This is a genomic window from Micromonospora sp. C28SCA-DRY-2 (assembly GCF_030519475.1).
In the GTDB taxonomy this organism is placed as follows: Bacteria; Actinomycetota; Actinomycetes; order Mycobacteriales; family Micromonosporaceae; genus Micromonospora.
Map to the genome: position 1 here is coordinate 1,710,758 of NZ_JAUMKD010000001.1, position 26,981 is coordinate 1,737,738.

Annotated in this window: 25 protein-coding genes; all 25 read right to left on the reverse strand. The window is 71.5% G+C overall.

All coding sequences use genetic code 11. The annotated features are described in order from the left end of the window. Nucleotides 1-37 precede the first annotated feature (37 nt). Nucleotides 38-1,591, reverse strand: coding sequence for an NADH-quinone oxidoreductase subunit NuoN (gene nuoN, locus Q3W71_RS08050; RefSeq protein ID WP_302918619.1), 1,554 nt, complete (start codon nt 1,589-1,591; stop codon nt 38-40). After that, nucleotides 1,588-3,120, reverse strand: coding sequence for an NADH-quinone oxidoreductase subunit M (locus Q3W71_RS08055; RefSeq protein WP_302918620.1), 1,533 nt, complete (start codon nt 3,118-3,120; stop codon nt 1,588-1,590). The genes nuoN and Q3W71_RS08055 overlap by 4 nt, the downstream gene beginning before the upstream one ends. A gap of 64 nt (nt 3,121-3,184) precedes the next feature. Beyond that, nucleotides 3,185-5,140, reverse strand: coding sequence for an NADH-quinone oxidoreductase subunit L (nuoL, locus tag Q3W71_RS08060; RefSeq protein WP_302918752.1), 1,956 nt, complete (start codon nt 5,138-5,140; stop codon nt 3,185-3,187). A gap of 13 nt (nt 5,141-5,153) precedes the next feature. Then, nucleotides 5,154-5,471, reverse strand: coding sequence for an NADH-quinone oxidoreductase subunit NuoK (nuoK, locus tag Q3W71_RS08065; RefSeq protein WP_302918621.1), 318 nt, complete (start codon nt 5,469-5,471; stop codon nt 5,154-5,156). Nucleotides 5,472-5,526: 55 nt separating this feature from the next. Beyond that, a complete protein-coding gene (locus tag Q3W71_RS08070) occupies nt 5,527-6,297 on the reverse strand; it encodes an NADH-quinone oxidoreductase subunit J (protein WP_302918622.1) in 771 nt (256 codons plus the stop codon). Continuing rightward, complete coding sequence (gene nuoI / locus Q3W71_RS08075) at nt 6,294-6,935, reverse strand: NADH-quinone oxidoreductase subunit NuoI (protein ID WP_088997029.1); 642 nt, start codon at nt 6,933-6,935, stop codon at nt 6,294-6,296. The genes Q3W71_RS08070 and nuoI overlap by 4 nt, the downstream gene beginning before the upstream one ends. A 1-nt stretch (nt 6,936) precedes the next feature. Then, complete coding sequence (nuoH, locus tag Q3W71_RS08080) at nt 6,937-8,289, reverse strand: NADH-quinone oxidoreductase subunit NuoH (RefSeq protein WP_302918623.1); 1,353 nt, start codon at nt 8,287-8,289, stop codon at nt 6,937-6,939. Continuing rightward, nucleotides 8,286-10,769 (reverse strand): NADH-quinone oxidoreductase subunit G, encoded by a 2,484-nt coding sequence (locus Q3W71_RS08085; protein WP_302918624.1) that lies wholly within the window; start codon nt 10,767-10,769, stop codon nt 8,286-8,288. Before Q3W71_RS08085 ends, nuoH begins: the two co-directional genes overlap by 4 nt. After that, the gene (gene nuoF / locus Q3W71_RS08090; RefSeq protein WP_302918625.1) at nt 10,769-12,085 is read right to left on the reverse strand and encodes an NADH-quinone oxidoreductase subunit NuoF; all 1,317 of its coding nucleotides are present in this window, start codon (nt 12,083-12,085) and stop codon (nt 10,769-10,771) included. The genes Q3W71_RS08085 and nuoF overlap by 1 nt, the downstream gene beginning before the upstream one ends. Then, nucleotides 12,082-13,191, reverse strand: a complete 1,110-nt coding sequence (gene nuoE / locus Q3W71_RS08095) for an NADH-quinone oxidoreductase subunit NuoE (RefSeq protein ID WP_302918626.1) — start codon at nt 13,189-13,191, stop codon at nt 12,082-12,084. The genes nuoF and nuoE overlap by 4 nt, the downstream gene beginning before the upstream one ends. Then, nucleotides 13,188-14,513, reverse strand: a complete 1,326-nt coding sequence (locus Q3W71_RS08100) for an NADH-quinone oxidoreductase subunit D (protein WP_302918627.1) — start codon at nt 14,511-14,513, stop codon at nt 13,188-13,190. The genes nuoE and Q3W71_RS08100 overlap by 4 nt, the downstream gene beginning before the upstream one ends. Continuing rightward, nucleotides 14,510-15,247, reverse strand: a complete 738-nt coding sequence (locus Q3W71_RS08105) for an NADH-quinone oxidoreductase subunit C (protein ID WP_302918628.1) — start codon at nt 15,245-15,247, stop codon at nt 14,510-14,512. The genes Q3W71_RS08100 and Q3W71_RS08105 overlap by 4 nt, the downstream gene beginning before the upstream one ends. After that, a complete protein-coding gene (locus Q3W71_RS08110; protein WP_302918629.1) occupies nt 15,244-15,924 on the reverse strand; it encodes an NADH-quinone oxidoreductase subunit B family protein in 681 nt (226 codons plus the stop codon). The genes Q3W71_RS08105 and Q3W71_RS08110 overlap by 4 nt, the downstream gene beginning before the upstream one ends. 14 nt (nt 15,925-15,938) lie before the next feature. Next, nucleotides 15,939-16,304, reverse strand: coding sequence for an NADH-quinone oxidoreductase subunit A (locus Q3W71_RS08115; RefSeq protein ID WP_088997021.1), 366 nt, complete (start codon nt 16,302-16,304; stop codon nt 15,939-15,941). 138 nt (nt 16,305-16,442) lie between these two features. Beyond that, on the reverse strand, nt 16,443-17,720 hold the full coding sequence (locus Q3W71_RS08120; RefSeq protein WP_302918630.1) for a geranylgeranyl reductase family protein: 1,278 nt from the start codon (nt 17,718-17,720) through the stop codon (nt 16,443-16,445). 170 nt (nt 17,721-17,890) lie between these two features. Further along, a complete protein-coding gene (locus Q3W71_RS08125; RefSeq protein ID WP_302918631.1) occupies nt 17,891-18,118 on the reverse strand; it encodes a hypothetical protein in 228 nt (75 codons plus the stop codon). Between the two features lie 73 nt (nt 18,119-18,191). Continuing rightward, the gene (locus tag Q3W71_RS08130) at nt 18,192-18,902 is read right to left on the reverse strand and encodes a demethylmenaquinone methyltransferase (protein WP_302918632.1); all 711 of its coding nucleotides are present in this window, start codon (nt 18,900-18,902) and stop codon (nt 18,192-18,194) included. 135 nt (nt 18,903-19,037) lie between these two features. Beyond that, on the reverse strand, nt 19,038-20,234 hold the full coding sequence (locus tag Q3W71_RS08135; protein ID WP_302918633.1) for a cell wall anchor protein: 1,197 nt from the start codon (nt 20,232-20,234) through the stop codon (nt 19,038-19,040). A gap of 231 nt (nt 20,235-20,465) precedes the next feature. Then, nucleotides 20,466-21,659 carry a cell wall anchor protein gene (locus Q3W71_RS08140; RefSeq protein ID WP_302918634.1) on the reverse strand — a complete coding sequence of 398 codons (1,194 nt, stop codon included), beginning with the start codon at nt 21,657-21,659 and terminating at the stop codon, nt 20,466-20,468. A 189-nt stretch (nt 21,660-21,848) separates the two neighbouring features. Continuing rightward, nucleotides 21,849-23,039, reverse strand: coding sequence for a cyclic dehypoxanthinyl futalosine synthase (mqnC, locus tag Q3W71_RS08145; RefSeq protein WP_302918635.1), 1,191 nt, complete (start codon nt 23,037-23,039; stop codon nt 21,849-21,851). Nucleotides 23,040-23,205: 166 nt separating this feature from the next. Next, a complete protein-coding gene (gene paaE, locus Q3W71_RS08150; RefSeq protein WP_302918636.1) occupies nt 23,206-24,315 on the reverse strand; it encodes a 1,2-phenylacetyl-CoA epoxidase subunit PaaE in 1,110 nt (369 codons plus the stop codon). Further along, nucleotides 24,312-24,788, reverse strand: coding sequence for a 1,2-phenylacetyl-CoA epoxidase subunit PaaD (paaD, locus tag Q3W71_RS08155; protein WP_302918637.1), 477 nt, complete (start codon nt 24,786-24,788; stop codon nt 24,312-24,314). The genes paaE and paaD overlap by 4 nt, the downstream gene beginning before the upstream one ends. A 55-nt stretch (nt 24,789-24,843) precedes the next feature. Next, nucleotides 24,844-25,569 carry a 1,2-phenylacetyl-CoA epoxidase subunit PaaC gene (gene paaC / locus Q3W71_RS08160; RefSeq protein WP_302918638.1) on the reverse strand — a complete coding sequence of 242 codons (726 nt, stop codon included), beginning with the start codon at nt 25,567-25,569 and terminating at the stop codon, nt 24,844-24,846. Beyond that, nucleotides 25,566-25,853: a 1,2-phenylacetyl-CoA epoxidase subunit PaaB gene (gene paaB, locus Q3W71_RS08165; RefSeq protein WP_088997011.1), complete on the reverse strand. Its 288-nt coding sequence runs from the start codon at nt 25,851-25,853 to the stop codon at nt 25,566-25,568. Before paaB ends, paaC begins: the two co-directional genes overlap by 4 nt. After that, a complete protein-coding gene (paaA, locus tag Q3W71_RS08170; RefSeq protein ID WP_302918639.1) occupies nt 25,850-26,917 on the reverse strand; it encodes a 1,2-phenylacetyl-CoA epoxidase subunit PaaA in 1,068 nt (355 codons plus the stop codon). The genes paaB and paaA overlap by 4 nt, the downstream gene beginning before the upstream one ends. Nucleotides 26,918-26,981 lie beyond the last annotated feature (64 nt).

Sequence of the window (26,981 nt, forward strand, 5' to 3'; positions counted from 1 at the left end):
CCGTGGCGGACCGGCCCCCGTGGGCCCGGGCGACGGGTCACCGCACGAATTCGGCGGCTCCCGTGGCGAGGTCGAGCAGCGGCGCCGGGGCGACCCCGAGCACCAGGGTGGCGATCACGCCGATCATGAGCGCGGCCGAGGTGAGCCCGCCCGGCACGGTGACCGTCGGGGTGGACTCGCCCGGCTCGGAGAGCCACATCATCACCACGACCCGCAGGTACGGGAAGGCCAGCACCATGCTGGTCAGCACGCCGGCGATCACCAGCCACGCCTGCCCACCGTCGAGCGCCGGGCCGAACACCGCGAACTTGCTGGTGAAGCCGCTGGTGAGCGGGATGCCCGCGAAGGCCAGCAGGATGAAGGTGAACACCCCGGCGTAGAACGGCGAGCGCTTGCCCAGCCCGGCCCAGCGGGACAGGTGGGTGGCCTCCCCGTCGGCGTCCCGCACCAGGGTCACCACGGCGAACGCGGCGAGCACCGAGAAGCCGTACGCGACCAGGTAGAACATCGTGCCGGAGAGCCCGTCGCGGCTCGGCGCCAGGACACCGACCAGCAGGTAGCCGGCGTTCGCGATGGACGAGTAGGCGAGCAGCCGCTTGATGTCGGTCTGGGTGACCGCGAGCACCGCGCCGACCAGCATGGTCAGCACCGCGACCGCGCCGAGGACCGGGGTGAAGTCCCACCGGGCCCCGTCGAAGGCGACGTGGAACACCCGCAGCAGGGCGCCGAACGCGGCGACCTTGGTGCAGGCGGCCATGAAGCCGGTGATCGGGGTCGGCGCGCCCTGGTAGACGTCCGGGGTCCAGACGTGGAACGGGGCGGCCGCCGCCTTGAACAGCAGGCCGATGCTCAGCAGCGCCATGCCGGCGAAGAGCAGCAGCGGGCTGGCCGTGGACTCGGCCACGGCGGCGTTGACGGTGGCGAAGTCGACCCCGGCCGAGCCGTTCGGGATGCCCGCGGTGAAGCCGTAGACCAGGGCCACGCCGAACAGGAAGAAGGCCGAGGCGTACGCGCCGAGCATGAAGTACTTCAGCGCGGCCTCCTGGCTCAGCAGCCGCCGGCGGCGGGCCAGCGCGCAGAGCAGGTAGAGCGGCAGCGAGAAGACCTCGAGCGCGATGAACATGGTCAGCAGGTCGTTCGCCGCCACGAAGATCAGCATGCCGCCGATCGCGAAGGTGGTCAGCGGGTAGACCTCGGTGGCGCCGTTCACGCCCTCGGCCTGCCGCCGGTCGTCGGCGGACTCGGCGGGGAACGCGGCCTGGGCGACGAACGCCCCGCCCCGCTCCACCGAACGCTCGCCGATGAGCAGCAGCGCCATCGCGGCGAGCACCAGGATCGCGCCCTGGAGGAAGAGCGTCGGCCCGTCCACCGCGATCGCCCCGCCGATGGTGATCAGCCGGTCGTCGGCGTTGAGCACCACCATGGTGAGCGCGCCGAGCACCGCCAGCAGCGCCAGCGACAACTGCACCAGGTGCCGCAGCCGCCGGGGCACGAACGCCTCGACCAGCACGCCGAGCAACGCGGCGCCCAGCATGATCAGGCTCGGCGCGAGCGCCGCGTAGTCGATCGAGGGGAGTTTCAGTTCGTTCACTTCGCGGCCTCCTGCACGGTGCCGACCGAGGGCGCAGGGTCGGTGCTGCCGACGTCCTGCATGGTCGCCTGGATGGCGGGGTTGATCACGTCGGTGACCGGCTTCGGGTAGAACCCGAGCAGCACGATCAGCGCGATCAGGGGTGCGACCACGACCTTCTCGCGCAGGTTGAGGTCACGCCGCATGCCGTCGACCTCGGTCAGCGCCGGGTTGAGCGTGCCCTGCGTGGTGCGCTGCACCATCCAGAGCACGTACGCCGCGGCCAGGATGATGCCGAGGGTGGCGATCACCGCGACCGGCTTGTTCACCGTGAAGGTGCCGATCAGCACCAGGAACTCGGAGACGAACGGCGCGGTGCCGGGCAGCGCCAGCGAGGCGAGACCGGCGAAGAAGAGCACCCCGGCCAGCAGCGGCACCAGCTTGCCGGCGCCGCCGAAGTCGCTCACCAGCGCCGAGCCCCGCCGGGCCACGAACATGCCCACCACCAGGAAGAGCAGGCCGGTGGCGAGGCCATGGTTGACCATGTAGAGCACCGCGCCGGTGCCCGCCTGGGTGGTGAAGGCGAAGATGCCCACCCCGATGAAGCCGAAGTGCGCGATCGAGGTGTACGACACCAGCCGCTTCAGGTCGTTCTGGCCGACCGCCAGCAGCGCGGCGTAGATGATGCCGATCAGGCCCAGCGCCAGCGCCCACGGGGCGAACCACTTGGCCGCGTCCGGGAAGAGCGGCAGGCAGTAGCGCAGGATGCCGAACGTGCCGACCTTGTCCAGCACGCCGACCAGCAGCGCGGCAGCACCCGCCGGCGCCGCCCCACCGGCGTCCGGCAGCCAGGTGTGGAACGGGAAGAACGGCGCCTTGATCGCGAACGCGAGGAAGAAGCCGAGGAACAGCCAGCGCTCGGTGCCGGTGGAGATGTCCACCTGGGACAGCGCCTGCCAGTCGAAGGTCTTCCCGCCGACCACCCAGAGGCCGATCACCGCGGCGAGCATGAACAGACCGCCGACCAGCGAGTAGAGGAAGAACTTCACCGCCGCGTACTGCCGCTGGTGGCCGCCGTAGCTGCCGATCAGGAAGTACATCGGCACCAGCATGACCTCGAAGAACACGTAGAACAGGAAGACGTCGGCGGCGGCGAAGACGCCGATCATCGTGCACTCGAGGACGAGCAGCAGCGCGAAGTAGACCGGCACCGACCGCTTCGACGACTCGGCGTCGTGCCAGGACGCCAGGATCACCAGCGGCACCAGCACCGCGATCAGCATCAGCATCACCAGCGCGATGCCGTCGGCGGCGAAGGTGAAGTTGACGCCCCAGTTCGGGATCCACGGGTAGGACTCGCGGAACTGGAACCGGTCACCACCGACCTTGAAGGCCACCCACATGACCACCGACAGCGCCAGCACCAGCAGCGACCAGCCGAGCGCGACCTGCTTGGCCAGCTCCGGCCGCGACCGCGGCACCAGGGCCACCACCAGGGCGCCGACCAGCGGCGCCACGGTGAGCACCGAGAGGAACGGGAAGTCGGACATTATGCGGCCTTACCTCCGTCGTCACTGCGCGGTCCGCCGGTGACGGCCGCCTGGAAGAGGTCGATCACGCCAGCCACCCCGCCTCGACGGCCAGGAAGGCCGCCAGCACCAGCAGCGCGCCGGTCAGGATCGAGGTGGCGTACGACCGGACGAAGCCGGTCTGCAGCCGCCGGAGCCGGCCGGAGCCGCCACCGACCGCCGCGGCGAGGCCGTTGACCAGCCCGTCCACGCCCCGGTTGTCGAGGTAGACCAGCGCCCGGGTGAGGAAGATGCCCGGCTTCTCGAAGACCGCCTCGTTGAAGGCGTCGGTGTAGAGGTTGCGCCGGGCGGCGGTGACCAGCACCCCGGCCGGCTGCGGCTCGGTGGCCGTGCCGGCCCGGAACAGGAACCAGGCGAGCCCGGCGCCGAGCACGGTGACCAGCAGCGAGAGCACGGTGATCACGGTGTGCGAGAGCACCGCGTGGTGCCCCTCCTCCTGGCCGCCCAGCCCGGCGGTGGCCTCCAGCCAGTCCGGCACCGAGGTGGCGAGCAGGAAGCCGGCCCCGACCGAGCCCGCGGCGAGCAGGATCAGCGGGATGGTCATCAGCTTCGGCGACTCGTGCGGGTGCTCGATGTCCTCGGTCCAGCGCTTCGGCCCGTGGAAGGTGAGCACGAAGAGCCGGGTCATGTAGAACGCGGTCAGCCCGGCGCCGAGCAGCGCGGCCATGCCGAAGAGCCAGGCCGTCCAGTCCTCCCGCTCGAACGCGGCCACGATGATCGGCTCCTTGGAGAAGAAGCCGGAGAACGGGAACATGCCGATGATGGCGAGCCAGCCCATCATGAAGGTGAGCCAGGTGATCTTCATGTACCTCGACAGCCCGCCGAAGCGGCGGATGTCGACCTGGTCGTTCATCCCGTGCATGACCGAGCCGGCGCCGAGGAACATGTTGGCCTTGAAGAAGCCGTGCGCCAGCAGGTGCACGATGGCCAGCGCGTACGCCGCGCCACCGAGCCCGACGCCGAGGAACATGTAGCCGATCTGGCTCACCGTCGACCAGGCCAGCACCCGCTTGATGTCGTCCTTGGCCGCGCCGATGACGCAGCCGATCAGCAGGGTCAGCGCACCGACGCTGACCACCACCAGCTGGAGCGTCGAGTTGGCCGAGAAGATCGGGTTGGACCGGGCGATCAGGTAGACGCCGGCGGTGACCATGGTGGCGGCGTGGATGAGCGCCGACACCGGGGTCGGGCCCTCCATCGCGTCCGGCAGCCACGCCTGGAGCGGGAACTGGCCGGACTTGCCGGTCGCGCCGAGCAGCAGCAGCAGGCCGAGCACCAGCACGGTGGTCGCGGTCAGCGAACCGACCCCGGTGAAGACCTCGTCGTACTGGGTGGTGCCGAGGGTGGCGAACATGATGAAGATGCCGATCGCCAGGCCGGCGTCGCCGACCCGGTTCATCAGGAACGCCTTCTTGCCGGCGGTGGCCGCGCTCGGCCGCTCGTACCAGAAGGAGATCAGCAGGTACGACGCCAGGCCGACGCCCTCCCAGCCGAAGTAGAGCATCACGTAGTTGTTGCCGAGCACCAGCAGCAGCATGGCGGCGACGAACAGGTTGAAGTACCCGAAGAAGCGCCGCCGGCCCGCGTCGTGGGCCATGTACTCGACCGCGTAGAGGTGGATCAGGAAGCCCACCCCGGTGATCAGCAGGACGAAGACCGCGGCCAGCGGGTCGAAGAGCAGACCGAAGTCCACCCGCAGGTCGCCGACCGTGATGAAGTCCCAGAGGCTCAGCTCGACCGACTTGTTCTCCAGGCCCCGCAGCTGGAAGAAGTAGGTCAGGCCGAGCACGAAGGCGGCGCCGATGGCCGCCACGCCGAGCCAGTGCCCCCAGCGGTCGGCCCGCCGGCCGAGCAGCAGCAGGACCGCCGCGCTGACCAGCGGGATGGCCACCAGCAGCCAGACGCTGCCCAGCAGCCCGTCCGCCGCCGCATAGGTGACGGCGCCGGCCGGCTCGGCCGGGGCGTTCGCAAGAATCTCCACCACCGCAGGCCCCTCAGTACTTCAACAGGTTGGCGTCGTCGACGCTCGCGGAGCGCCGGGTCCGGAAGATCGACATGATGATCGCGAGCCCGACCACGACCTCCGCGGCCGCCACCACCATCACGAAGAACGCCATGATCTGGCCGTTGAGGTCACCGTTGATCCGGCTGAAGGTGACCAGCGTCAGGTTGGCCGCGTTGAGCATCAACTCGACGCACATGAACAGCACGATCGCGTTGCGCCGGATCAGCACCCCGGCCGCGCCGATGGTGAACAGCACCGCGGCGAGCACCAGGTAGTAGCTCGGTTCGACCGAGAAGAACCCGTCCATTACCGAACCAACCTTTCGTTCGCGACTGCGGGGCTCGCAAGCTCACTCCTCGCGCTCACCGGTCCGTCCCCTTCAGCGCGGTCTCCTCGGCGGTCAGCTCGCGCACCGGCAGGATCTCCGGGGTGCTCCGCTCGGTCAGCCGGCCGTCCGGCAGCCGGGCCGGGGTGGCCACCGAGGAGGAGGTGGCGAAGACGCCGGGGCCGGGCTTCGGGCCCGGGTAGTTGCCCGGGCGGAAGCGGGCCCGCATGGTCGCCGGCTGGTCGAGCTTGTCCTGCTTGCGCCGCTCGACGTGGGCCAGCACCATCGCGCCCACCGCCGCCGTGATCAGCAGGGCCGAGGTGAGCTCGAAGGCGAAGACGTACTTGGTGAACAGCAGCCGGGCGATGCCCTGCACGTTGCCCTCGGCGTTCGGCTCGGCCAGGCCGACCGCGGTGACCCCGTCCAGGCCCCGGTAGAGGCCGGTGCCGACCAGGCCGGCGAAGCCGAGCGCCAGCACCAGCGCCGCGGTCCGCTGCCCGCGCAGCGTCTCGATCAGCGAGTCCGACGCGTCCCGGCCGACCAGCATCAGCACGAAGAGGAACAGCATCATGATCGCGCCGGTGTAGACGATGATCTGCACCATGCCGATGAACGGCCCGGCCTGGAGCACGTAGAACACGCCGAGGCAGAGCATGGTCAGCACCAGCCAGAGCGCCGAGTGCACGGCGTTGCGCGCGGCGACCATCCCGATCCCGCCGATCAGCGCCAGCGGGGCGAGGATCCAGAAGGTGACCGCCTCGCCAGTGGAAACCGAGCCCGCCGCGGCGAGCACCGTCTGCGTGGTCATGCTCCGTCTCCCTTGCCCGCGGTGGCCCGCTGGGCGTGCTGCTCGGCGCCGGGGAAGGTCACGCCGGGGTGCTCCTCCACCCGGTACCGCCCGGGGCCCATCGGGGAGCGCTCGGCCCCGGCCGAGGTGCCCGGGTTCTCCAGCGCGCCGACGTAGTAGTCCTTCTCGCTGTCGCCCAGCCGCATCGGGTGCGGCGGCTGCTCCATGCCCGGCAGCAGCGGCGCGAGCAGCTGCTCCTTGGTGAAGATCAGATCCTGCCGGTTGTCCCGGGCCAGCTCGTACTCGTTGCTCATGGTGAGCGAACGGGTCGGGCAGGCCTCGATGCACAGGCCGCAGAAGATGCACCGGGCGTAGTTGATCTGGTAGACGCTGGCGTACCGCTCACCCGGCGAGAACCGCTGCTCGTCGGTGTTGTCGCCACCCTCGACGTAGATCGCGTCCGCCGGGCAGGCCCAGGCGCACAGCTCGCACCCGATGCACTTCTCCAGCCCGTCCGGGTGCCGGTTGAGGATGTGCCGCCCGTGGTAGCGCGGCGCCGAGACCGGCGGCTTGAACGGGTAGTCGGTGGTGACGACCTTCCTGAACATGTGCGAGAAGGTGACCCCGAAGCCCTTGAACGTTCCGGTGATCGCGCCCACGTCACACCTCCCTGGAGTCCGGGCCGGCCGCGACGTTGGCCGGCTCCCGCTCGGCGACCACGCGCCTGGTGCGCGGGCTCGGTGGTACCTGCAGGTCCATCGGGGGCAGCGGGAAGCTGCCGTGCGGCCGGTTGTTGACCTGTTCCTGGAGCGTCGGCTTCGGCTGCGGCTTGCGGCTCGGCCACAGCAGCGTGGCGACCAGCAGCACACCGGCCGGGATGCCGACCGCGATCAGCTTGCCCTGGGTGTCCCAGTCCTCGATCGAGCGCAGCCCGGCGAGCACCAGGATCCAGACCAGGTTGATCGGCAGCAGCACCTTCCAGCCGAACCGCATGAACTGGTCGTAGCGCAGCCGGGGCAGCGTGCCCCGCAGCCAGACGAAGACGAAGACCAGGGCGATCACCTTGCCGAAGAACCACAGCATCGGCCACCAACCGGAGTTGGCGCCCTCCCAGAGGGTGATCGGCCACGGCGCCCGCCAGCCGCCGAGGAAGAGCGTGGTGGTGACCGCGGACATGGTCACCATCGAGACGTACTCGCTGAGCATGAAGAGCGCGAACTTCAGCGAGCTGTACTCGGTCATGAAGCCGGCCACCAGCTCGGACTCGGCCTCGGGCAGGTCGAATGGCGCCCGGTTGGTCTCGCCGACGGTGGCGATGAAGAAGATGACGAAGCTCGGCAGCAGCAGGATCGCGTACCAGCCGGGCGCCGGCAGCTCGGTGCCGAAGACGGTCAGCCGGGTGGCGTCGCCCTGGGCGGCGACGATCCCGCTGGTCGACATCGTGCCGGCGGTCATGAACACCGCCACGATGCTCAGCCCCATGGCGACCTCGTACGAGATCATCTGGGCGCTGGAGCGCAGGCCGCCGAGCAGCGGGTAGGTCGAGCCGGAGGCCCAGCCGCCGAGCACGATGCCGTAGATGCCCATCGAGGAGCAGGCCAGCAGCACCAGCACCGCCACCGACACGTCGGTGACCTGCAACGGCGTCCAGTGGCCGAAGATGCTCACCATCGGGCCGAAGGGCACCACCGACAGCGCGGTGACCGCGCAGATCACCGAGATGGTCGGCGCGAAGAAGTAGACGACCTTGTCGGCCGCCTTCGGCAGGATGTCCTCCTTGAAGGCCATCTTCAGGCCGTCGGCGAGGGTCTGCAGCAGACCGAACGGGCCGACCTGGTTGGGGCCGGGCCGCACCGCCATCCGGCCCACGACCCGCCGTTCGAACCAGACGCCGAGCAGCGTGGCGAGCACGGCGAAGACGAAGGCGAAGAGGACCTTGCCGAGGACGAGCCACCACGGGTCCCGGCCGAAGTCGGCCAGCGTCGGGTCCTGCGCCAGGTAGACCGCGTTCACTGGATTGCACCCCCTGCGTTGAGGAGCGGGCCGGGGCGGCCGGCGGCGTCCGCGGCCACCGCCGCGGCCGAGATCCGGACCACCGTGCCGGAGCTGGCGCCGAGGCTGCGCCGGACGGTCGAACCGGGTGAGTTGGTGGGCAGCCAGACGACGCCGTCCGGCATCTCGGTGATCGCCGCCGGCAGGGTCACCGCCCCGCGGTCGGTGCCCACCGTCACCGGGTCGCCGTCGGCGACGCCGAGCGCCTCGGCGGTGCCCTTGCCCAGCCGGACCACCGGCGGGCGGGCGGTGCCGGCGAGGTGCTCGTCGCCGTCGGTGAGGCTGCCCAGGTCGATCAGCTGGTGCCAGGTCGCCAGCACGGCCTCGCCGGCGCCGGGCGTCGGCACCGCGGCCGGCTCCACCGCCGGGGCGGCCGGCCGCTCGAGCCGGGTCGGCGGCAGCCCGCCCAGCTCGCGCCGGACGCTGAGCACGTCACCGGTGCCCAGTCGCACGTCGAGCTGCGCGGCCAGCGCGTCCAGCACCCGGCCGTCGTTCATCGCGGCGGTCCGCAGCACCGCCTCGAAGGTGCGCAGCCGGCCCTCCCAGTCCAGGAAGCTGCCGGCCTTCTCGTCCACCGGGGCGACCGGGAAGACCACGTCCGCCCGCCGGGCCACCGCGCTGTTGCGCAGTTCCAGGCTGACCAGGAACGGCACCGTGTCCAGCGCCTGCTCGGCCAGTCGCGGGTCGGCCAGGTCGGCCGGGTCGACGCCGGCCACCACCAGCGCGCCGAGCTGGCCGGCGGCGGCCGCGGCGATGATGCCGTCGGTGTCCCGGCCGGCCTGGCTGGGGATCACCCCGGCCGCGATGTCCCACGCCTCGCCCAGCTCGGCCCGGGCGGCCGGCTCGGTGACCAGGCGGCCGCCGGGGAGCAGGTTGGGCAGGCAGCCCGCGTCGACCGCGCCGCGGTCACCCGCGCGCCGCGGCACCCAGGCCAGCCGCGCTCCGGTACGCCGGGCCACGTCGGCCGCCGCGGAGAGGCCGCCCGGCACCTCGGCGAGCCGCTCGCCGACGATCAGGATGGCGCCCTCGGCGCTCAGCGCCTCGGCGACCGTGGCGTGCTCGGCGAGGACGCTGGCCTCCTCGCCGGGCACCACCCGGGCCAGCTTGGCGCCGAGCTTCTCCAGGCCGCGCGTGGCGAACGGCGCGATCGCGTACACCGTCAGCTTCTTCTTCAGGTACGCCTTGCGCAGCCGCAGGAAGAGGATCGGGCACTCCTCCTCCGGCTCCAGGCCGACCAGCACCACGGCCGGCGCGTTCTCCACGTCGGCGTAGGTGACGTCGGTCCGCCCGGCGACCGAGCTGGCCAGGAACTCGGCCTCCTCGCGGGAGACCGGCCGGGCCCGGAAGTCGATGTCGTTGGTGTTCAGCGCGACCCGGGCGAACTTCGCGTACGCGTAGGCGTCCTCGACGGTCAGCCGGCCGCCGGTGAGCACCGCGGTGCCCTGACCGCCGTCCCGGGCGGCGCGCAGCCCCTCGGCGGCGACGGTGAGCGCCTCGCTCCAGGACGCCTCGCGCAGCTCACCGGTGCGCCCGTCGCGCACCAGCGGGGTGGTGAGCCGGTCGAAGGCGCGGGTGTACTGGAAGCCCCACCGGCCCTTGTCGCAGTTCCACTCCTCGTTCACCGCCGGGTCGTCGCCGGCCAGCCGGCGCAGCACCTTGCCCCGCCGCCAGTCGGTGCGCTGGGCGCAGCCGGCCGAGCAGTGCTCGCACACGCTCGGGCTGGAGACCAGGTCGAACGGGCGGGCCCGGAACCGGTACTGGGCGCCGGTCAGCGCGCCGACCGGGCAGATCTGCACGGTGTTGCCGGAGAAGTACGAGTTGAACGGCACGTCGCCGTCCCCGTCCTCCGCGCCGTACGCGTCGTCCCGGTAGATGTTGATCTCCTCGGCGGACGACCGGTTCATCAGGTCGATGAACTTGTCGCCGGCGATCTCCTCGGAGAACCGGGTGCACCGCTGGCAGAGCACGCAGCGCTCCCGGTCCAGCAGCACCTGGGTGCTGATCTCCAGCGGCTTCTCGTACTCCCGCTTGTGCTCGTGGAACCGGGAGTCGGTGCGGCCGGTGGACATCGCCTGGTTCTGCAGCGGGCACTCGCCGCCCTTGTCGCACATCGGGCAGTCGAGCGGGTGGTTGAGCAGCAGCAGCTCCATGACCCCCTCCTGCGCCTTCTTGGCGACCGGGGAGGTGAGCTGGGTGCGGACCACCATGCCGTCGGCGACGGTCTGGGTGCAGGAGGCGACCGGCTTGCGCTGGCCCTCCACCTCGACCAGGCACTGCCGGCACGCGCCGGCCGGGGCCAGCAGCGGGTGGTCGCAGAACCGGGGGATCTCGACCCCCATCTGCTCCGCGACGCGGATCAGCAGCGCGCCCTTGGGGGCGGTGACCTCGACCCCGTCGATGGTGAGCGTGACGGTCTCGGTCTGCTTGGCTACGTCGGTCATTAGTGGGCTCCCACCAGCTGCTTGTCCGACAGCTTCGGCGCGGTACGACCCTCGATGTAGTCGAGGTAGTCCTGCTTGAAGTACTTCAGCGACGAGGTCACCGAGCTGGTCGCGCCGTCACCCAGGCCGCAGAACGAGCGGCCGAGGATGTTGTCGCAGGTGTCCAGCAGGGTGTCCAGGTCCTCGTGGGTGCCCTGACCGGAGAGGATCCGCCGGTAGACCCGGACCATCCAGTAGTTGCCCTCGCGGCACGGGGTGCACTTGCCGCACGACTCGTGGTGGTAGAACTCCAGCCACCGGTAGGTCGCGTAGACCGGGCAGTCCTGGTCGGAGAAGATCTGGGTGGCCGTGGTGCCGAGGATGGACCCGGCCGCCGCCACCGACTCGAAGTCCAGCGGCACGTCCAGGTGCTCGGCGGTGAGCAGCGGCGTCGACGAGCCGCCCGGGGTCCAGAACTTCAGGTTGTGCCCCGGCTGCATCCCACCGGCCAGCTCCAGCAGCTCCCGCAGGGTGATGCCCATCGAGCACTCGTACTGGCCGGGGTTGGCGATCCGGCCGGAGAGCGAGTAGATCATCGGCCCGGAGGACTTCTCCGTGCCCATGGTCTTCCACCAGTCGGCGCCGCCCAGCACGATGTACGGCACGCTGGCGATGGTGCCGACGTTGTTCACCACCGTCGGGCTGGCGTACAGGCCGTGGGTGGCCGGGAAGGGCGGGCGCAGCCGGGGCTGGCCGCGGAAGCCCTCCAGCGAGTCCAGCAGCGCGGTCTCCTCGCCGCAGATGTACGCCCCGGCGCCGGAGTGCACCACCAGCTCCAGGTCGAACTTCGAGCCGAGGATGTTCTTGCCGAGGTAGCCCTTGGCGTACGCCTCCTGGACCGCGTTGCGCAGCCGCCGCGCGGCGTGCACCGCCTCGCCCCGGATGTAGATGTAGGCGCGGTTGGCCCGGATCGCGTACGACGCGATGATCACGCCCTCGACCAGCGAGTGCGGGTCGTGCGTCATCAGCGGCAGGTCCTTGCAGGTGCCCGGCTCGCCCTCGTCGGCGTTCACCACCAGGTAGTGCGGCTTGCCGTCGCCCTGCGGGATGAACCCCCACTTCAGGCCGGTGGGGAAGCCGGCGCCGCCGCGACCGCGCAGCCCGGAGTCCTTGACCAGCTGGATCAGGTCGTCCGGGTGGGCCTTGAGCGCCTTGCGCAGCGCCGCGTAGCCGTCCAGCTTCTCGTAGGTGCCGATCCGCCAGGCGTCCGGCGACAGCCAGCGCTTGGTGAGCACGGGAGTGAGCTTCGCCAGCGTCTCCCGTCGAGGCGTCGTCACTTCTGAGCCTCCGCTTCCTTGAGGTTGCGCTCCTGCGCCCCGGCCTCGTCGCCGGCGGGCTTGCCGTCACCGGCGGGCGGGTTGGTCCCCGCGCCGGCTGCCTCGGCCTCCTGCGCGTCGCGCGGCGCCGGGGGCGCGGTGTCCACCGGGACCTTGGTGCCGGGGGCGTCCGGCACGGCGGTCGCCGCGTCCGGCTGCCGGGTCTCGGCCGCCCGCACCTCCGGCGACTTGTCGTCCGGTGCCTTGACGTCCCGGGCGGTGCTGCCGGTGGCCTGCTCCGGCCGGGCCGGCTCGCCGACGCCCGCGTTGCCGGCCGTACCGGTCGGGGCGGACGCGCCGTCGCCGCCCCGCGCCGGCACCGGGGCCGGCTTCTCGGTCTCGGCCTTGGCCTTGGCCTTCGCGGCCGCCGCGTCGGCCTCCGCCTTGCTCCGGATCGGCGTGTTCGGGTCGAAGCCCGGCACCGAGATGCCGTGCTCCTGCGCCAGCCGCAGGCCGCGCAGGGTCGGCTCGCCCGGTCCGCCGTCGGCGACCGCGCCCTCCCGCTCGTCGGCGAAGCCGGCGAGCTGGACGGCCATCTCCTTGAGCGTGCAGAGCCGGGCGCCCCGGGTCGGCATCGGCCGGCCACCGGCGCGCAGCTCGTCGACCACCCCGACGGCCGCCTGCGGGTCCACGTTGTCGAAGAAGTCGTAGTTGACGGTCATCACCGGGCCGTAGTCGCAGGCCGCCAGGCACTCGGCGTGCTCCAGGGTGATCTTCCCGTCGGCGGTGGTCTCGTCGTGCCCGACGCCGAGGTGCTCGGCCAGCGTGTCGTAGACCTCCTGGCCGCCGAGCACGTTGCACATCGTGTTGGTGCAGACGCTCACCAGGTAGTCGCCGGTCGGCCGGCGCTTGTACATGGTGTAGAAGGTGGCCACCGCGCCGACCTGGGCCTTGTTCAGCCCGAGCACCTCGGCGCAGAACTCGACGCCGGCCGGGGAGACGTAACCCTCCTCGGACTGCACCAGGTGCAGCAGCGGCAGCAGCGCCGAGCGGGACCGGTCCGCCGGGTAGCGGGCGATGATCTCCCGGGCCCGCGCCCGGGTCTCTTCGGTGAAAGTCGTCGTCATCGGTCACAACCACCCATCACGGGGTCCAGCGAGGCGCCGCCGGCGATCACGTCGGCGATCAGGCCGCCCTCGGCCATCGCCGGGAGGGCCTGGAGGTTGACGAAGCTCGGCTCCCGGTAGTGCACCCGGTAGGGCCGGGTGCCACCGTCGGAGACCGCGTGCACGCCCAGCTCGCCACGGGGCGACTCGATGCCCACGTAGACCTGGCCCGGCGGCACCCGGAAACCCTCGGTGACGAGCTTGAAGTGGTGGATCAGCGACTCCATCGACTGACCCATGATCTTCGCGACGTGCTCCAGCGAGTTGCCCATGCCGTCGACGCCGATGGCCAGCTGGGCCGGCCAGGCGATCTTCTTGTCGGCGACCATCACCGGGCCCGGCTTGAGCCGGTCCAGCGCCTGCTCGACCAGCTTGAGCGACTCGCGGATCTCGGCCAGCCGGACCAGGTAGCGGCCCCACACGTCGCCGTCGGTGTGCGTCGGGACGTCGAACTCGTACGTCTCGTAGCCGCAGTACGGCATGGTCTTGCGCAGGTCCCAGGCCAGCCCGGCGGAGCGCAGCACCGGCCCGGTCACGCCGAGCGCGACGCAGCCGGTCACGTCGAGCACCGCCACGTTCTTGGTCCGCTCGATCCAGATCGGCTGGCCGGAGAGGAGGTTCTCGTACTCCTTGAGCTTCTTCGGCATCAGCTTCAGGAACTCGCGGATCTTGACGATGGCCTCGTCCGGCACGTCCTGGGCCACGCCGCCCGGCCGGACGTACGCGTGGTTCATCCGCAGGCCGGTGATCATCTCGAAGATCTCGAGGATGTACTCCCGCTCCCGGAAGCCGTACAACATCATGTTGATGGCGCCCAGCTCCATGCCGGTGGTGGCCAGCCAGACCAGGTGCGAGGAGATCCGGTTCAGCTCCATCATCAGCACCCGGATGGTGGTCGCCCGCTCGGTGACCTGGTCGGAGATGCCGAGCAGCTTCTCCACCGCCAGCGCGTACGCCGTCTCGTTGAAGATCGGCGAGAGGTAGTCCATCCGGGTCACGAAGGTGCTGCCCTGGACCCAGTTGCGGTACTCGAGGTTCTTCTCGATGCCGGTGTGCAGGTAGCCGACGACCGAGCGGGCCTCGCGGACCGTCTCACCCTCGAGTTCGAGGATCAGCCGGAGCACACCGTGCGTGGACGGGTGCTGCGGACCCATGTTGACGACGATCCGCTCGTCGTTGATCGGGTCGGTGCCGGAGACCACGTTGTCCCAGTCCCCACCGGTGACGGTGAAGACCTTGCCCTCGGCGGTCTCCCGCTCGGTCGCGTAGTTGGACGTGCTCATTGGTACGACCTCCTCCGGTCCGGCGGCGGGATCTCGGCGCCCTTGTACTCCACCGGCACGCCGCCGAGCGGATAGTCCTTGCGCTGCGGGTGCCCCTCCCAGTCGTCCGGCATCAGGATCCGGGTCAGGTTGGGGTGGCCGTCGAAGACGATGCCGAACATGTCGTACGCCTCGCGCTCCTGCCAGTCGGCCGTCGGGTAGACCGACGTGACGCTGGGCAGGTGCGGGTCCTCGGCGGAGACCGCGGCCTCCAGCCGCACCGTGCGGCGGTAGGTCATCGAGGTGAGCTGGTAGACGACGTGCAGCCGGCGGGCGTCGGCGCCCAGGTAGTCCACCCCGGACACCGACGAGCAGAGCTCGAAGCGCAGCGCCAGGTCGTCGCGCATCACCTGGCAGACCTCGGCGATCCGCTCGGGGCGTACGTGCAGGGTCAGCTCGCCCCGGTCGACCACGACCTTCTCGATCGCGTCGGCGAAGGCCGGATACGCCTCCTCCAGCGCGTCGCGCACCTCGTCGAAGTAGCCGCCGTACGGCCGGGGCGAGTCCTCGATCGCGCGGCGCGGGCGGACCAGGCCGCCGAAGCCGGAGACGTCGCCGGTGCCCTGGTTGCCGAACATGCCGCGGCCGGCCGGGCTGGCCGGCGGGTACTCGGCGGGTGCGGTGCTGCTGGCGCCGGCCGGCGTGGTCGGCACCGGTACGCCGCCGCCGTCGATCCGGTCGTTGGGTGCGGTCACTTCTGGACACCCCCGTGCTGGTGCAGGTGGTTCTGGGCCTTCATCCAGTTCTCGATCCGCAGCTGCTCCTCGCGGCCCTCGCGGACGGCCTGCGTCCACTCGGCCCGCCGGGCCTTGTCGCTGCGGTACGACGAGGGCATCGCGCCGTACGGGACGACCGGGACGTCACCGCGGGCCTTGCGCGCCTCGAGCATCTTGCGGCCGTTCGGGCCGAGCGGCTCGTACATGATCTTCTCGCGCAGCTTGAGCACCGCGTCGATGAGCATCTCGGGCCGGGGCGGGCAGCCGGGGAGGTACATGTCGACCGGGACGATGTGGTCGACGCCCTGCACGATGGCGTAGTTGTTGAACATGCCGCCGCTGCTGGCGCAGACGCCCATCGAGATGACCCAGCGGGGCTCGGCCATCTGGTCGTAGATCTGGCGCAGCACCGGGGCCATCTTCTGGCTCAGCCGGCCGGCCACGATCATCAGGTCGGCCTGCCGGGGCGAGGCGCGGAAGACCTCCATGCCCCAGCGGCCCATGTCGTAGTGCGGGCCGCCGGCGGCCATCATCTCGATCGCGCAGCACGCCAGGCCGAAGGTGGCACCCCAGACCGACGACTTCCGCGACCAGTTGACCAGCTTCTCCACCGAGGTGAGCAGGACACCGGCGGGGAGCTTCTCCTCGATACCCATCTGAGGTTCCTCCCTCAGTCCCAGTCCAGGCCGCCGCGCCGCCACACGTAGGCGTACGCGACGAAGACCGCGACGATGAACAGGACCATCTCCACGAAGCCGAAGATCGGCAGGGCGTCGAACGAGACCGCCCAGGGGTAGAGGAAGATGATCTCGATGTCGAAGACGATGAAGAGCATCGCCGTCAGGTAGAACTTGATCGGGAACCGCCCGCCGCCGACCGGCTGGGGGCTGGGCTCGATGCCGCACTCGTACGCCTCGAGCTTGGCCTTGTTGTAGCGCCGGGGGCCGGCGAAGCGGGCGGCCGCCACGGAGAACAGCGCGAACGCCGCGGCGATGGCGAACAGCCCGATGATCGGTGCGTAAGGCGAGAGCGTCATCGTTATCTCCTGCTCGTCCTTCCCTGCCCTCGGTGCTTGACAAAAATCACACTATTCACGTCCCGTCCGGCGACCTGCGCCGGGGGGCCGATCTCTGGGTGCCGGACCGGCGATCGTCACCGACCGTGGATCCGGCGGTCACACGGCGGGTGCCACCTTCGTCATCGCGTTGATGACCCGGTCCATCGCGTCCCCGCCGCGCGGGTCGGTCAGGTTGGCCAGCAGCTTGAGGACGAAGCGCATCAGCATCGGGTGCGGCATGCCGTGCTTGGTGGCCATCCGCATGATCTCCGGACGGCCGATCAGCTTCACGAAGATGCCGCCGAGCCGGTAGTAGCCGCCGAACCGCGCCTTGAGTTCGGTCGGGTACGCGTTCAGCGCCCGCTCCCGCTCGGCGCCCGCCGGCCGGGCCAGGGCCTGCACCGCGATCTCCGCGGCCAGCTCGCCGGACTCCATCGCGTACGCGATGCCCTCGCCGTTGAACGGGTTGACCATGCCGCCGGAGTCGCCGACCAGCATCACCCCGCGGGTGTAGTGCGGCACCCGGTTGAAGCCCATCGGCAGCGCCGCGCCGAGGATCGGACCCTCCGCCTTGGACTCGTCGGTCATGCCCCAGTCGGCCGGCGTGTTGGCCAGCCAGTCGGTCAGCAGCCGCCGGTAGTTGGTCTTGCCGAAGGCGGACGAGGAGTTGAGCACGCCGAGGCCGACGTTGACCCGGCCGTCGCCGAGGCCGAAGATCCAGCCGTAGCCCGGCAGCAGGTTGTCGCCGCTGTCCTTGCTGCGCAGCTCCAGCCAGGACTCCAGGTAGTTGTCGTCGTGCTTGGCCGGGCAGCGGTAGTAGCGGCGCACCGCCACCCCGATCGGCCGGTCCTCCCGCTTGGCCAGCCCGAGGGCGAGCGGGAACCGGCCGGAGACGCCGTCGGCCGCGACCACCAGCGGCGCGTGGAACGTCTCGGGGGCCTTGTCCGGGCCCACCTCCGCCTCGACGCCGATCACCCGGCCGTCCGGGTCGAGCACCGGGCCGGTGACGTTCACGCTGGTGCGCAGCTTCGCGCCGGCGGCGACCGCCCGCTGGGCGAGCAGGTCGTCGAAGTCGAGCCGGGTGCGCACCAGCCCGTAGTTGGGGAAGCTCGCCAGGTCGGGCCAGTCCAGCTCCAGCCGGACCCCGCCACCGATCACCCGCAGCCCCCGGTTGTGCAGCCAGCCGGCCTCTTCCGAGGTGTCCACACCCATCCGGACCAACTGCCGCACCGCGCGCGGGGTCAACCCGTCCCCGCAGACCTTCTCCCGGGGGAACTCGGTCTTCTCCAGCAGCAGCACCCGTACGCCGTGCCGAGCCAGGTGGTACGCGGTCGCCGACCCACCGGGACCGGCGCCCACGACGATGACGTCGGCGTCGTGCTCCACCGCGGTCATCCGCGCCTCCTCCCGCATGCTCGTGAATTCCTTCACAAGCCAGTCGGGAGCGAGTCTATGACCGGGGTAACACCGACGCCCGCTGAGGGGTACCTAACTTGCCGGAAACCCGGTTGACAGGCGTTCACCAGGGGCGGAGCGCCCGCCGATCCGCGCTCGGCGGGGCGTTGTCAGCGCCGGGCGGGGCTGGCCGGATCCAGGCCGGCGTCGTGCCGGATGGTCTCCGGCAGGTGTTCGCGCAACGCGCCACCGGCGGCGCGGTCGAGCGCGGCCAGCACCTCGGCCACCACCTGGCGGACGTCGGCGGGATCGGCGCCGGCCAGCGCCTTGAGCTGGGCGATCAGTTCGGCCGCGTCCTCGTCGGTGGCCGCCACCTCGTCCGGCCGCTCGGGTCTCATGCCGCCGAGCGTACGTAACAAAATGGACTAAAGACGGATATTCACGAAATCAACCGACTGGGCGGACCGCCCGTCAGGGGCGGATGCCGCGGTGCAGGGCGACGATCCCGCCGGTCAGGTTGCGCCAGGCCACCTTGCCCCAGCCGGCCGCACCGATCCGCGCCGCCAGCGCCGCCTGGTCGGGCCAGGCCTGGATCGACTCGGCCAGGTAGACGTACGCGTCCGGGTTGCTGGAGACCGTGCGGGCCACCGCCGGCAGCGACCGCATCAGGTACGACAGGTAGACCGTGCGGAACGCGGGGTTGACCGGCCGGCTGAACTCGCAGACCACCAGCCGACCACCGGGCCGGGTCACCCGGGCCAGCTCGCGCAGCGCCGCCCCGGTGTCCACCACGTTGCGCAGCGCGAAGGAGATGGTCACCGCGTCGAAGCTGGCGTCGGCGAAGGGCAGCTTCAGCGCGTCCCCGGCCACCAGCGGCACCAGCGGGCGGCGGCGCTTGCCGGCGTGGAGCATGCCGAGCGACAGGTCGGCCCCGACCGCGTACGCCCCGGACTGGGCCAGTTCCTCGGTGGAGACACCGGTGCCGGCGCCGACGTCCAGCACCCGCTCGCCGGGTCGCAGCCCGAGCGCGTCCCGGGTCGCCCGGCGCCAGAACCGGTCCTGGCCGAAGGAGAGGACGGTGTTGGTCAGGTCGTACCGCGCGGCCACGCCGTCGAACATCGCGGCGACCTCGTGCGGCTGCTTGTCCAGGCTGGCGCGCTGGCCCTGGGGGGTACGGCTCACCCCTCCACTCTGCCAGCCGGGCGGCCACCGACCGCCGCAGGGTCGCCCGTCGGGCCGGCCGTCGCCGGGCCGGCCTCCGCGCGGAAACGCGAACGGGCGGGGTGGTCGCCCACCCCGCCCGTTCCGTCTCACCCGTCAGTCGGTCGACTTCTCGTCGCCGGGCGCCACCAGGACCACCCGGCGCCGCCGGGAGATCAGCAGCAGCGCGCCGCCGACCAGCAGGACGGCCGCGCCGATCCCGCCGATCAGGCCGGCCTGCACACCGGTCACCGGAAGGCCACCGCCGCCGCCACCGGTGCCCGGGGTCGGCGAGGTCGTCGGGCCGCCGGTCGGCGTCGGCGTCGGGGTCGGCCCCGCCGTCAGGTCGACGAACACGTCGAACTGGGCGGTGTTGTCACCCTGGTCGGTCTCGGTGAAGGCCTTGCGCTGCGTCCCGCTGGCGACCCGCGGCGCCTCCTCCGGCGCGCCCTCGGCGGCGTCCAGACCGGAGGCGAAGAGGAAGCCGGGGCGCAGCACCGGCTCGGTCACGTCCGCGCCGATCCTGACCCGCACGTCAGCGGTGTAGTACTGGCCCGGCTTCAGCACCACGCCGGAGTCCTCGCAGTACGCGTGGGCGAGGCCGCCCAGCGTCTGCTCGACGCAGCCCTCGGGCAGCTCGGCGAAGGTCACATCGGCCGGCAGCGTGATGCCGTACGCGATCCCGGTCGCCTTGCGGCTGCCGTCGTTGAAGACCGCCCAGTCCAGCGGCGCGGTGTCGCCCGGCCGGACCGGCTTGAGCCCGGTCTCGCCGGCCTCGTCGCCGTCCACCTGCACGTCGGCGTAGACGTCCTGCACCCAGGTGGTGAGGTCGTAGCCGGGCTTGGCGACGGTGATGTCGTGGTCGACGCTGTCGCCCTCGGCGTTGGCCGCGCTGATGGTGACCTTCAACGTGCCGGCGGCGCCGCGCCCGCCGGTGGAGAAGATCGGGATGCCGAAGTCCTCGGTGGTGCCGGCCGTCAGGTCGCCCAGCAGGCAGCTGAACGTGCTGCCCTCGACCTCGCAGCCCTCGGGAACCACCACGCCGACCTTGGGCTTCTTCGGGTTGAGGCCCTTGGTGTCCACCACGACCCGGACGTCCTCGGCGTCCACGGTGCTGGTGTTGGCGACCTGGAACTTGAACGGCTTGGCCTTGGCCTCCTTGACGCCCTTGGCCAGCTCGTAGCTGAGCGGGATCAGCTGGAGCTCCGCCTGGTCGGCGGCGTGGGCCGGGGCGGCCGCGACGGCCACGCCGCCGGCCGCGAGCAGGGCTGCGACGCCGGCACGGGCCAGCGCGGAACGGTGGAACGGTGTCATCGATCCCCCGGGGTTAGGGAAGAAACTGATGGTTGCGGAACCGAGCGGACGCTATCGGAGATCGAGCGGCGTACGCCAGCGCCGCCGTCCGAGTCGCGACCAGGGATGCCCGGACGGACGAACAGTGGGGGCGGGATGGTCACCCATCCCGCCCCCACTGCCGTGCGTCATATGTGAACGGCCCTCGTGGACCGATGGAGGACGTGCCTGGACCCGCCGGGCATCCGCCCGTCAGGCGGCCGGCTTCTCGTCGCCCGGGATCACCAGGACCACCCGGCGACGCCGCGCCAGCACGAACAGTGTGCCACCGACGGCCAGCACCGCGACGCCGATGCCACCGATCAGGCCGGCCTGCGGGCCGGTGAGGGGCAGGCCACCGTCGCCACCGCCCCCACCGCCGGTCACGGCGGCCACCTCCACCGTGAAGTCGTCGCTGTTGTCGCTCGGGTCGATGTCCTCGACCAGGTCGATCTTCGTGGTGGTCAGGAACGGCGGCAGCTCGCCGGCGGCCGCCCGGGCCAGGCTCTTGTCGGTCACCGGCAGGGCGCCCCGGGAGGTCGCCGACACGGTGCCACCGGAGAGGAGCACCGGCGCCGGCACGTCCGCGGCGACCTTCACCGCGAAGACGCCGTACACCGTCTTGCCCGGCATGAGCCGGGTGGTGCCCGCCGCACAGGTCGCCCGGCGCCGGTCGGCGCTCACCTCGCACCCCTTCAGTCGCTCGCTGAAGGCGACCCCCGCCGGCAGGGTCGCGACGAAGTCGAGGCCGTCGGCGATCATGTCGCCCTGGTTGCCGAAGCCCGCGATGACGACGGTCTCGTCACCCGGGTTGAGCGTGTCCTTCAGCAGCTCCAGCTCGCCGCCGGGCTCCCAGGCCAACTGGGCGTCGACGTCCGGGGCCCACACCTCCAGGTCGACGCCGTTCTCGGCGGTGAGTTCGATCTGGACGGTCTTGGAGTCGTTCTCGGAGTTGGTGTCGCCCGGCGCCACCACGGTGAACGTGACGGGCGCCGAGTACGCCTCCTTCAGCCCCTCGGCGGCGCGGAACACGACCAGCGGCAGGTCGGACGTGGCGCCCGGCTCCGGGACGGCGAAGTCGTGGATGGCGCACTCCCAGATCCGCCGGCCGGCGGACCCGGTCTCCGCGCACTTCTCCTTGGCGAACGGAGCGAGCGTCACCTTGTCCAGGTCGAGCTGGGTGACGTCGATGTTGATCTTTACGCCGGTCGGGGTGTCCTCGCCCCGGTTGGTGAGCTTGATGGAGCCGAGCTTGTCGGTGGTGCCCGCGGCCAGGCGGGTGCCGGCGACGTCGATCGACAGGTCGGTGCCGGCGTCCGCGGCGTACGCGGGAGCGCCGAGCGCGGCGAACGCGCCCGAGGCGAGCAGGGCGGCCGCGCTGAGCCGTGCCAGGTTACGGAAGGTCATGGAAGGTTTCCCCCGTGGGCCGGATGATCGGTAGGCCGCACCATAGCCACGCTCACCCGCCCACGCTGTCCCGGACGCCGCCGGCCGGCCATCGGCGACCGTCTCGGCGACGAGCGGCACGCCGTCCGTCCGACGCGGCGGTGCCGCACGGACACCACCGCCTGCCCGAACGGCCCGGTGAACCGCCCGTCAGCGGGCGTCGACCAGCGGCAACTGCCGGCCGGCCCCGCCACCGGGCAGGGCGATCGAGGAGAAGTGCGAGACCACCCGCTCGTCGGTCGGGTCGTCGGCCGGGGTCCGGTGCACCGCCAGCCGGTTGTAGAGGGTGTCCCGCTGGGCCGGGATCCGGTCCGCCGCCCGGATCATCCCGATCAGCTCGTGCAGGTTGGACCGGTGCCGGGCGCCCGCGGAGGAGATGACGTTCTCCTCCAGCATGATCGAGCCCAGGTCGTCCACGCCCATGTGCAGGGCGAGCTGGCCGACGTCCTTGCCGGTGGTCAGCCAGGACGCCTGCAGGTGCGGCACGGTCTCGAAGAACAGCCGGGACACCGCGACCAGCCGCAGGTACTCCAGGGTGGTGGCCTGGGTGCGGCCCTTGAGGTGGTTGTTCTCCGGCTGGTACGTCCACGGGATGAACGCCCGGAAGCCGCGGGTGCGGTCCTGCACGTCGCGGATCATGCGCAGGTGCTCGATCCGCTCGGCGTTCGTCTCGCCGGTGCCCATCATCATGGTCGCGGTCGACTCCAAGCCCTGCCGGTGGGCCAGCTCCATGACCTCCAGCCAGCGCTCGCCGGACTCCTTGAGCGGGGCGATCGCCTTGCGCGGCCGCTCGGGCAGCATCTCCGCGCCGGCGCCGGCGATCGAGTCCAGGCCGGCCGCCTTGATCCGGGCGATCGCCTCGTCCAGGCTGACGCCGGAGACCTTGGCCATGTGCAGGATCTCGCTCGGGCCGATCGAGTGGATCGCCAGCTGCGGGTACGCCTTCTTGACCGAGGAGAAGAGTTCCTCGTAGTACTCCACGCCGTAGTCCGGGTGGTGCCCGCCCTGGAGCATGACCTGGGTGGCGCCCAGCTCGACCGCCTCGCCGCAGCGACGCAGGATCTCCTCGGTGGGGTGGGTCCACCCCTCCTTGTGCTTGGGGGCCCGGTAGAACGCGCAGAACTTGCACGCGGTGACGCAGACGTTGGTGTAGTTGATGTTGCGATCGATCAGGTACGTGACGATGTTGTCCGGGTAGCGCCGCCGGCGTACCGCGTCGGCCGCCTCGCCCAGCGCGTGGAAGGGCGCCTCGGTGTAGAGCAGCAGGGCCTCCTCGGGCGTGATCCGCCCGCCGTCCGCGCCGCGCTGCAGGATGTCGTCGATCTCCCGGCTCACCGTCACGCCCCCGAGCCTACGTCGCCCCGAATACCTCTCCCCCACGGTGCCCCGCCCCGTGTCACCCATCCCACGCGCCCGCCCGCCGCGATCTTGCACTTCAGGCCCTCGTTTCGCCCGGATGGCGGCAGATGTCGGGGCGACAACTGCAAGATCGCGGGGAGGGCGGGCGTCACGCGTCGTAGTCGACCGTGAGGGTGTCAGTGGTGGGGCTGGACTGGCAGGTCAGGACGTAGCCGGCGGCCACCTCGTCGGGCTCCAGGGCGTAGTTGCGGGCCATCGTCACCTCGCCGTCGACCACCTTCGCCCGGCAGGTCGAGCAGACCCCGCCCTTGCAGGCGTACGGCAGCTCGCCGCGCACCCTGAGGGCCGCGTCCAGCACCCGCTCGTGCCGGCCCATGGTGAAGCTCGACGAACGGCCGTCCAGCAGGATGGTCACCTCGGTGCCGGCGCCCGGCTCGTCGGCGGCCCGGCGCGGTGGCTCCGGCGGCGCGTCGACGTGGAACAACTCGGTGTGCACCGCCGACTCCGGCAGCCCGCGCCCGGTCAGCACCGCCTTGGCGTCCACCACCATGCCGTACGGGCCGCAGAGGAACCACTCCTCGATGGCGTCGCCGGGCACCACGGTGTCCAGCAGCCGGCCCAGCCGGTCGGCGTCGATCCGGCCGGAGAGCAGCGGCGACTCCCCCTGCTCCCGGGAGAGCACGTGCACCAGGTGCAGCCGGGTCGGGTAGCGGTCCTTCAGGTCGGCCAGTTCCTCGGCGAACATCACCGTGTTCGCCGTGCGGTTGCCGTACACCAGGGTGAAGGTGCTGGCCGGCTCGACGGCGAGCGCGGTCGCGACCAGCGCGAGCACCGGCGTGATGCCGGACCCGGCGACCACCGCGCCGTAGTGGCGCACCCGGCCCGGGTCGAACGCCGTGGTGAAGTGCCCGAGCGGGGGCAGCACCTCGACGGTGTCGCCGCCGCGCAGCGCGCCGCAGGCGAACGCGGAGAACGCGCCGCCGGGGATCTCCCGCACCCCGATCCGCAGCCGGCCGTGCCGGGCCAGGTCGTCCGGAGTGGAGCAGATCGAGTAGGACCGCCGCACGTCCTCGCCGGCCTCGCCGGTGCGCCGTACGGTCAGGTGCTGGCCGGCCCGGAACGCGAAGGTCTCCCGTAGCTCCTCGGGCACGGCGAAGGTGATCGCCACGGCGTCGTCGGTGAGCCGGTCGACGGCGGCGACCGGCAGCGGGTGGAAGACCGGCCGGCGGCGGACCGGGCGGGTGATGGTGACTGTCACAGCGCCTTCAGGTGGTCGAAGGGTTCGGTGCAGGAGCGGCAGCGCCACAGCGCCTTGCAGGCGGTCGAGCCGAACCGGCTGACCTGCTCGGTCTCGGGTGACCCGCAGCGCGGGCAGCGGACCGCCAGGGTGAGCGGCACGGCGCCGGTCGGGCGCACCGGGGCCGGCGGGGCGATGCCGGCGGCGGCGAGCTTGGCCCGCCCGCTCTCGGAGATCCAGTCGGTGCTCCACGCCGGGCTGTAGGTGGTGCGGACCTCGGCGTCCGGGTGGCCGGCGGCGACCAGCGCCCGCCGGATGTCGGCCCGGATGACGTCCATCGCTGGGCAGCCGGTGTAGGTGGGGGTGATGGTCACCACCACCCGGCCGGTGGCCGGGTCCTCGTCGACCGCCCGCAGGATGCCCAGCTCGTCGATGGTGACCACCCGGATCTCCGGGTCCACCACCGCCGCCACGGCCTCCCTCGGGTCGGTCACCGGGGCCAGCTTTCGTTCGCGACTGCGGGGCTCCGCTTCGCTGCACTCCTCGCGCTCACCAGCGTGCCCCCGGGTGGGCGCGGTGCAGCACCTGCATCTCGGCGAGCAGGTACGACAGGTGCTCGGTGTGCACGCCGTCCCGCCCGCCGGCCGGCGCCCAGCCGGTCTCCGGGCGGGTGAGCGTGGCCTCGCCAAGCACCGCCGCCACGGTGGCGTCGAACTGCCCGCGCAGCGTCGCCGGATCGACCGGGGCGTCCGGCGCCGGCGCGAAGAGTTCCGCGGTGTACGGCCAGACCTGGTCCACCGCCGCCTGCATCCGGCGGTGCGACTCCTCGGTGCCGTCGCCGAGCCGCTTCACCCAGAGCGAGCTGTGGTCCAGGTGGTAGGCCGACTCCTTGCGGGCCTTGGCACCGATCGCGGCCAGCCGCTCGTCGGCACAGCCGGCCAGCGCGGTGTAGAGCGGCAGCTGGTAGGCGGCGAGGAAGAGCAGCTTCGCCATGGTCACCGCGAAGTCGCCGTTGGGCAGCTCGACCAGGAGGCAGTTGCGGAACTCGCGGTCGTCGCGGAGGAACGCCAGCGCGTCCTCGTCCCGGCCGGCCCCCTCCAGCTCGCCCGCGTACGTCAGCAGCAGCCGGGCCGCGCCGAGCTGGTCGAGGGCGATGTTGGCCAGCGCGATGTCCTCTTCCATCTCCGGCGCGCGGGTGGTCCACTCGGCGAGCCGCTGCGCCGCGATCAGCGCGTCGTCCCCGAGCGCGAGGGTGAAGTCGAACGGGCCGTTCACAGGTGGGCCACCCCGTCCGGCACCTCGTAGAAGGTGGGGTGGCGGTAGACCTTGTCAGCGGCCGGATCGAAGAAGGCGTCCTTCTCGTCCGGGCTGGACGCGGTGATCGCGGCGGCCGGGACCACCCAGATCGACACCCCCTCCTGCCGGCGGGTGTAGAGGTCCCGGGCGTTGCGCAGGGCCAGTTCGGCGTCGGGCGCGTGCAGGCTGCCCACGTGGGTGTGCGACAGCCCGCGCCGGGCCCGGACGAAAACCTCCCACAGCGGCGCTTGTTCCTTGCTCACGCGGCCACCTTCTCCTTCTGCTGCTGTGCCCGCTTGGCGGCGTACGCCGCGGCGGCCTCCCGGACCCACGCGCCCTCGCTGTGCGCGGCCCGCCGGTGCGCCATCCGCTGCCGGTTGCACGGCCCGTCACCGGAGATCACCCGCATCAGCTCGGCGTAGTCCGGCTGGGTGAAGTCGTACGACTGCCGCTCGTCGTTCCAGCGCAGGTCGGGGTCGGGGATGGTGAGCCCGAGGACCTCGGCCTGCTGCACGCACATGTCGACGAAGCGCTGGCGCAGCTCGTCGTTGGAGAAGCGCTTGATCTTCCAGGCCATGGACTGCGCCGAGTGGGTGGAGTCGGTGTCCGGCGGGCCGAACATGGCCAGCGACGGGTACCACCAGCGGTCGACCGCGTCCTGGGCCATCGCCTTCTGGGCCGGGGTGCCGTGGGCCAGGGTGTGCAGGATCTCGTAGCCCTGCCGCTGGTGGAACGACTCCTCCTTGCAGACCCGGATCATCGCCCGGGCGTACGGGCCGTAGGAGCAGCGGCACAGCGGGACCTGGTTGACGATCGCGGCGCCGTCCACCAGCCAGCCGATGGCCCCCACGTCGGCCCAGGTGAGGGTCGGGTAGTTGAAGATCGAGCTGTACTTCTGCCGGCCGCTGAGCAGGAGGTCGACCAGTTCCTCCCGGCTCACCCCGAGGGTCTCCGCGGCGGCGTAGAGGTAGAGGCCGTGGCCGGCCTCGTCCTGCACCTTGGCGAGCAGGATCGCCTTGCGCTTGAGCGACGGCGCCCGGCTGATCCAGTTCCCCTCCGGCTGCATGCCGATGATCTCGGAATGGGCGTGCTGGGCGATCTGCCGGATCAGCGTCTTCCGGTACGCCTCGGGCATCCAGTCGCGTGGCTCGATCTTCTGGTCGGCGTCGACGACCGCGGCGAAGTACGCCGCCAGGTCCTCGTCCGGCGCGGGCCCGCCGCGCCGCCCGCGCTCGGCGGCCGCCCGCAGCGCCGCCTCGGCCGCCTCGACCTCGCCGAGCAGACCACCGCCGGGCGCGTCCTCGGCGGAGAAGTCGTTGCCATACATGAGGTCAAGTGTTACAGCTGTGGACTCAAGAAACCAGAGGGTGTAACAGGATTGTGGTGACACG